The sequence below is a fragment of the Bacillus sp. LR_5 genome (genome assembly GCF_042709275.1).
This window is the reverse complement of sequence record NZ_JAVAXX010000440.1, coordinates 1-3601: the sequence shown is the minus strand read 5'-3', so window position 1 is coordinate 3601 and position 3601 is coordinate 1. Positions and strand designations below refer to the sequence as shown.

Here is a 3601-nt window from a genome sequence, read left to right as displayed (position 1 = left end):
AAAAAGCTGTCGAGTTAGGAATGACAAAAGAAGAGGCTCAGGTAATTGCTACACTCTGGGAATCGACATCAGAATTTTTCAGCATTGTTTCACAATGTGTGTATCTCGAGGATGGAAATTACAAATTTGATACAGAAAAAGCAGTTGAACTTGGCTTCACAGAAAAAGAAGCACTTGCACTTGAACAATTTTTCTCCGCTGTTTCTCTCAAGATTCACATTCTTCAAGCAGCCATTGTGCTACAAGATGATGTGTACAGCTATGATAAAGACGCAGCGCTACAAGCAGGTGCAACGCCACTGCAAGCTGACGTTTATGAAAAACTCTTCAGTGCCCTGTCACAAGAACAGCTTGCCGCTATTTACGATATGATTCATCCCCAGGCTTAATGTAAAAAAGCGCTTGCCGGAATCGGACAAGCGCTTTTTTTATATCAGCAGTTTGATGATCAGCATCATGGCAACCGCCGCTCCAAACCAGCAGGCAGCTTTCATGATCAGTAATCCATAGTACCTCTGTTTAAAACGCAGTTCTTCTTCCGGCAGATAAGCCTCCTCAACGGCCTGTTCGCTTTCCAATTCAAATGGCTCAGCCATCGTGTCATACATGTCTCTGCAGCTGCTGCACATTTTTAAATGCTCTTCTATAACGTGTTCCGTTTCTCTTTTACAATCACCTTCAAGATACAGAGGAAGCAGGTCTCTTACTAGAAAGCAGGTCATATCCGCTCCTCCTCTCTACTTTTCGTCATGTTTTTCTTTAGCTCTAATCTAGCCCGGTGCAATGTGGTTTTCACCTTAGAAAGACTCCATCCTAATATCTCAGCGATTTCTTCATAAGAAAGCTCTTGGAATTCTCTTAAAATCAAAACGGATTGATGCTGATCTTTTAACTTCAGGAGCTCCTGCCGCAGTGTTTCGCTTTTCACCGTCCGTGACAGATACTGTTCAGGCTGGTCATAAGTTGTTTGCGTTAACCCTTCATTTTTGCTGATTTCAGTAAATTGGTATTTGACATCCCTTCGGTACCAATTGATAAAGGTATGATGCGCAATGGTGTAGAGCCATGTTCTGATGGAAGAATGCCCCCTAAACGAAGCCAGACCGTTAAGAGCTTTTACAAACGTGTCCTGCGCTAAGTCCTTGGCTGTTTCAAGGTGATGAGTCCTTCTGAATAAATAATTTAAAATTTCTTGATAATACTGCCGATACAAGTCCTCAATGGAATCCCTATGCTTCATTAAAAGTAAAACCACACCGTCATCCAAATGGCCAATAAAATGAAACAGATATACATGGAAGACAGGTATACTTTCATATATCTGATTTGGCTTTCTTCTTCAGCACCGGGACTTCTCTTTAAACAAGTTTTACTCTTTAAGTCTTCCGCATTCTTTTGAAATAGGGATTCATGCTGTTTCATCCATTCCATTGATTCATCCTCTAGCTCTCCTTCTTTATACAGGTCGTATAAGTCTACAAAAACAGACTCTTTTTCTTTATGATTCATAAAGACTTTTCACCTCTTGTGTTTCTCCATCCACTACATAGGCATCATGGCGATTTGAACCAAACGGCTGAATAATGATCAGCCATGCATAATGCCGTTCATCCCCTCTTTGAACGATAATCGGACGCATACGCTTTTTGTAAATAACATCCTGATATAGAGAAGCTACCTTTTCGTAAGCCAATGTTCCATTACGATACGTATAAGGGAATGACTGATCAGGTGTATCGCTGTATACATAAACGTTTAGCTGACCTTGATCTTCAAAAAACTCATATGTTTTAGAAGAATCAGTATACATCACCATGTCACCCTGACTGCTTTTTTTCTTCTTTTCTGATCCACGAGCATCGAAGATCGATAATATCTGATGCTGCATCCGGCTGTTAGCCATTGAGATATTCTTTTTCATCGGAAGCGAAAGACTATGTAAACAACCTGATTCGCCCTCAAATTCCAAAACAATTCCACCTTTTGTTTCCACTCTCACCATGCTTCCGAGCAGGCTATTGCTTTCAATATCAGTGATCTGATAAGGCTGTTTTGAGATGTTCAGCGCTGTAAACATTTGTTCCACTTTGTCTTGAATGTCTTGTTCCGTTATATGAACATGCAGAAGAGAGTCAAGCTGGTAAATCGATGGATCTTCACTAAAACCCATTAAGGTTTCCTTTTCCCAATAAAATACCGCGCCATCATCAGCATGATCTTTTTTATGAAGCTGGTTTTTCAGGTATATACGTACGACTGTCTGGCCGTCCTCATTTGATACCTTTGTTTCGATATGATCCTTATGTAACACACGTCCGTGTCGCTCAAGGAAAGCGATGGACTTCCGCTTGTACTCCTGATTCGTTAGCTTTTTCCCATGTGCTTTTTGTAAGTATTCATAATTACGAATCAGCTGCGATACTTCATCTACCTCAGCTTTGTAACCTTTGCTTTCAAATGAGTAGAAATAATGCACATCCATGTTTGTATCATGCAAATAAAGTGTTTCATCCGTAGGAAAAAATGACTTTAGTATCTGTTCCGCTTTTTCTGATGAAATGTGCTCCCCGACAAAATTGAATGAATCATGGACATTTGCTGGCTTTGATACAGCGAAAGCAGCCGTTCCTATGTTATATATCGGATTTAACAGCAGGACAAAAAACACCATGACAGCCATCGTCACCCACTTATTCACACGCACATAAACCTTTCCTGACTTTTGGAACAGATGATAGCTCATCAAAAATCCCGCCATTGCCAAATAAATCGTATATGGCATTACTGCACCATAATCTTTTGAGATTTGATTGGGATATGGCGCAAGCAGCAAGACAAGCAGTCCGATAATCAGCGTATAAAATAAGCCTAGTAAGATCTTATCCGTTCTCCAATACAGCTTGAAAAACACTACATTCAACGCAATGGGAAGAGTGATGATGAAAAACAGAAACACGAATGCAATCGGCTCCATCCCATCCGGGTATTCCTTCCAATACGAAAAGAAACTAAAAATCATTTGTACGATCGGCAAACTGACAACGGCAAGGTCGAACGTATAAAACTTACCCTTTCCGCCATGATCACGCGGCATCAGCATATAGTGAAAAGCCGTCAGCAGCACATATCCGTATAACAAAAAATGCAGCAGCGGCGGCAGTTCTTTTCCGTCCTCTCTTAAGTAAGCGCTGGTGAAGTTTGTTGATTGCACCTGGTGAATAAGTTCAACAGACACTCCCGCCAGCAGCACAATCCGCAATATAACACCCGCCAAGAACATTGTGCGCTGCCGGTTTATTTTGGGATGATGCACCAAAAGATATAAGCCCGCCAGAACAACAATTGACCATTGAATCAGCAGGGTGCTTTGTCTGCTTAATATAAAATAACGTTCGAAATGCAATACATAATGACTGAATAACTCCAACACGAACAACAATCCTTTACTTCTTATTAAGGCCTCATTCGGTTAGACAGCGGACTTTTCAAAAAGTTTCAAGATGAAACAAAAATATCTCATCTTCCCCTTGATATGTAAAAAACATAACTCTTGAGTGAACCATCACATGAAACTTGACTCATCTTGATATTATTCAACAAA

The 3601-nt window shown here is 40.5% G+C and carries 4 protein-coding genes and 1 pseudogene; 1 reads left to right on the top strand and 4 read right to left on the bottom strand.

The window, feature by feature from the left end:
• Positions 1-389 (top strand): annotated as a pseudogene (locus RAC86_RS36665) (hypothetical protein); the annotation flags it as partial.
• A 39-nt stretch (positions 390-428) separates the two neighbouring features.
• On the opposite strand, the gene ylaD reads toward RAC86_RS36665, so the two are convergent.
• The 4 genes from ylaD to RAC86_RS36645 are packed head-to-tail and all read right to left on the bottom strand — an operon-like array spanning position 429 to position 3439.
• On the bottom strand, positions 429-722 hold the full coding sequence (gene ylaD / locus RAC86_RS36660) for an anti-YlaC sigma factor ylaD (RefSeq protein WP_003232283.1): 294 nt from the start codon (positions 720-722) through the stop codon (positions 429-431).
• Complete coding sequence (gene ylaC, locus RAC86_RS36655) at positions 719-1240, bottom strand: RNA polymerase sigma factor YlaC (RefSeq protein ID WP_038430006.1); 522 nt, start codon at positions 1238-1240, stop codon at positions 719-721. The genes ylaD and ylaC overlap by 4 nt, the downstream gene beginning before the upstream one ends.
• The gene (locus RAC86_RS36650) at positions 1240-1509 is read right to left on the bottom strand and encodes a hypothetical protein (protein ID WP_003232287.1); all 270 of its coding nucleotides are present in this window, start codon (positions 1507-1509) and stop codon (positions 1240-1242) included. The genes ylaC and RAC86_RS36650 overlap by 1 nt, the downstream gene beginning before the upstream one ends.
• Positions 1499-3439 (bottom strand): hypothetical protein, encoded by a 1941-nt coding sequence (locus tag RAC86_RS36645; RefSeq protein ID WP_074794229.1) that lies wholly within the window; start codon positions 3437-3439, stop codon positions 1499-1501. Before RAC86_RS36645 ends, RAC86_RS36650 begins: the two co-directional genes overlap by 11 nt.
• Between the last annotated feature and the right edge of the window lie 162 nt (positions 3440-3601).